The organism is Mesorhizobium sp. M1E.F.Ca.ET.063.01.1.1, assembly GCF_003998155.1.
In the GTDB taxonomy this organism is placed as follows: Bacteria; Pseudomonadota; Alphaproteobacteria; order Rhizobiales; family Rhizobiaceae; genus Mesorhizobium.
Window position 1 is genome coordinate 1 of sequence record NZ_RZSC01000668.1, and the last position, 3,230, is coordinate 3,230.

Here is a 3,230-nt window from a genome sequence, read left to right on the forward strand (position 1 = left end):
GCAGTACCTTGTGCCGCTGCTGGGCTTTCCCGCCTATATCGTGCCGACGCCAACCGCGATCTTCGGCGTCTTCCAGAAGAATTTTCCGCTTCTCATCGACAATCTGAGGCCGACGCTGATCGAGGCGTTGGCGGGTTTCATCATCGGCAATCTGGCCGCCGTGCTGCTTGCCGTGCTGTTCGTGCACAGCCGCATCCTGCAGGCCGCCTATTTCCCGATCGTCCTGTTCTTCAACACCATTCCGATCCTGGCGCTGTCGCCGATCATCATCCTGATCTTCGGCCTCGGCATGACACCCAAGATCGTCATCGCCGCGGTGATCTGCTTCTTCCCGACGCTGGTGAACATGATCCGCGGGCTGGATTCGGCAAGCGACAACGAGCACGAGCTGTTCCGGGTGCTGTCGGCGACACGCCCGGAGATTTTCTGGGGCCTGCGGCTGCCGCGCGCCCTGCCGATGCTGTTCTCCTCGCTCCGCATCGCCTCCGCGACGGCCGTCATCGGCGCCATCGTCGGCGAATGGATCGGCTCGGACAAAGGCCTCGGCGCGCTGATCATCCAGGCGACCTTCAACTACCAGTCCGACCGCCTCTACGCGGCAATCGTGCTGTCGTCGTCGTTGTCGATCGCGCTGTTCTGCATCGTTGTGCTGATCGAGCGCCGGGCTGTCAGATACTGAACGGACGCACGTCGGTCCGTGCGAACCCTGCACGAGCCGGTGTTGGTCAGTCCGATTGCACGAACAGAAACCGGATCGCCGCCGCAGCCAGGGTCGTGGCGCTCCCGGCCGGATCTGCCGTGGCCTCCCTCTCAGGATTTGACATGAATCTCTCGCGGGAACTTGGTCAAGGTCTCATGGCCGGTTTCGGTCACCAGGATGGTCTCACTGATCTCGATGCCCCAACCATCCATCCACATTCCGAGGATGGAATGAACGACGTTGCCGGGCGTAAGCACGGTCTTGTCGCCCGGCCTGAGGCTGATCGTGTGTTCGCCCCAATCCGGCGGATAGGCGACGCCGATGGAATAGCCGATGCGCGATTCCTTCTTCAGCCCGTAGCGTTGTATAACCTTGCGCCACACAGCCTCGACTGCCTCGGCCGATGTTCCCGGCCTGACCGCGTCGAGCACCGCGGCCATGCCCTCGATCACTGCCTTGGCGGTGTCCGCGACACGGGTTGGTGTCTTGCCCAATTGCACCGTTCTCGCCAGCCCGGCCGCGTAGCGGCGGCAGACGCCAGCGAGTTCCAGCGCAATCGTCTCGTTGTCACCGAACCGCCTGTCGCTCCACATGATGTGTGGGGCCGAGGCATTCTCGCCGCCGAGGATCGTTGGCGGAAGGGCGGTGATATCGCCAGCGAAGTCCGGGCTGCCGGCTATCTGCGCCGCCTGGATGGAGGCAATGGCATCGCATTCGCGAATGCCTGGCGCAATGACTTCAAAAGCTCGCGCGACGGCAGCTTCGGCGAGCGTCGAGGCCTTGCGCAGGTAGGCGATCTCGGGAGCGGATTTGACCACGCGGATCCAGTTCACCAGGAGATCAGCGTCATGCCATTTTGCGTTGGGAAGCCCAGCGACAAGCCGCGCATGCCCTTTGGGAGAGAAATAATAGGCTTCGAGTTCGATGCCGATGTGCCTGTTTCCCCAGCCTTTGGCGGCGATCCAGCTCGCGATCCAGTCCATCGGATGGCGGTCGGCCCGCTGAACATGGTCTTCCGGAAAACCGACCACGTTCTCGGGCTTCATCCAGGCGGTCAGAAGCCCGCCCGCCGCATCCATGGCGCGGCCGATCCAGACCGGCTCGGCCTCTTCGATCGGAACCAGCACCATCTGGGGCGTGTAGAATGACCAGCCATCATAGCCGGTGATGTAATGTTGGTTGGCAACGTCGTTGACGATCAGGAGTTCGAGGCCACGCTTCGACATCTCGGTCCGAATCTTGCGAAGCCGCTGCTGGTATTCGTCGCGGGCAAACGGCAATTCGATCATTTCTGCTCCATGCCTGTCGGATCAAACGATTGCTGGTTCCTCACCATTGAGGCGGCTTCAATATGGAGGCAATCAGCCAGGACGGCACGTGCACAGGTCCTAAACCGGTCCTGCCCTTTCCCGCGCCTCAGGATTCCATCGTCGATTTATTTTTGAATTCCATTTGACTGAATAAATCTTCTCTGCGAACCTTGCGTCAGATGGGAGCGCAAGGCATGGCGTTGCGAGGGACCAATCAGGAGTTCGGGCGGCCGTACAACCGGCGCATCGTGCTCGAATCCATCCGTCGCTTCGGCCCCATCGCCCGCGGCGACATCGCCCGGCATGTCGGCCTCACCGTCCAGACCGTATCGACCATCGTTCGCGAACTGGAGGAGCAGGGTTACATCCTGTCGGTCCGCGAGGAGCCGAAGGGCCGCGGCCTGCCGCCGGCAACCCTGCGCATAAATCCGGAAGGCGGCTATGCCGTCGGCATCCACCTCACCCCGCTCGGCATCGACGCGGCGCTGATCAACCTCAGCGGCGACGTGATCGAGAGCGCGCATCGCGAGGCGCCCAACGCCACGCCCGACGCTGCCTTCGATGCGATCGGCGCCATGGTTGCCGAACTGACCGGCCGCCGCTCGGGTGGCCGGGTCATCGGCATCGGCATGGCGCTTCCGGGACCGTTCGGCGTCGAGCCGATGAGCTTCGTCGGCCCGACCACCATGGCCGGCTGGCAGGACGTTCCGCTGCGTGAGCGGCTGACCGCCGTCACCGGCCTGCCGGCCTTCTTCGAGAACGACATGGCCGCCGCCGCCATGGGCGAGCGCCTTTACGGCCTCGGCGCGAAGCATGCCGAATATTACTATATCTACTTCGGCGTCGGGCTCGGCGGCACCATGCTGCATGACGGCAGCGCGCTGCGCGGCGCCTGGGGCAATGCCGGCGAGATCGGCCATATCCCGGTCGTCCCGGGCGGCGAGTTCTGTCCGTGCGGCAATCGCGGCTGCCTCGAACGCTACATCTCGCTGGAAGCACGAGGCCGGTGGAGCGGCGATGATGCCGAGTGGGTGGCCGAGGTAGCGCCGATCTTCCGCAACGCGATCGCCATCATCGAGAACCTCTTCGACCCCGAAACGATCGTCCTCGGCGGACTGGCTTCCCCTGCCCTGCTCGAACGGCTGGCGGCGTCAGCGGAACCGCTGCACAACTCGGTCTCTGCCCGCAAGGATCGCATGACGTCGCGCATCCTGGTCGCT

Annotated in this window: 3 protein-coding genes; 2 read left to right on the plus strand and 1 reads right to left on the minus strand. The window is 63.6% G+C overall.

Annotated features, from left to right (window positions below; genetic code table 11):
- Positions 1 to 679: ABC transporter permease (locus EOA29_RS30260; RefSeq protein WP_145969872.1), on the plus strand; the 679-nt coding region annotated here is incomplete at its 5' end.
- 131 nt (positions 680 to 810) lie between these two features.
- On the opposite strand, the gene EOA29_RS30265 is transcribed toward EOA29_RS30260, so the two are convergent.
- Positions 811 to 1,989 (minus strand): M24 family metallopeptidase, encoded by a 1,179-nt coding sequence (locus tag EOA29_RS30265; protein ID WP_126093570.1) that lies wholly within the window; start codon positions 1,987 to 1,989, stop codon positions 811 to 813.
- A gap of 215 nt (positions 1,990 to 2,204) precedes the next feature.
- On the opposite strand from EOA29_RS30265, the gene EOA29_RS30270 reads away from it, so the two are divergent.
- Positions 2,205 to 3,230: ROK family transcriptional regulator (locus tag EOA29_RS30270; protein WP_145969873.1), on the plus strand; the 1,026-nt coding region annotated here is incomplete at its 3' end.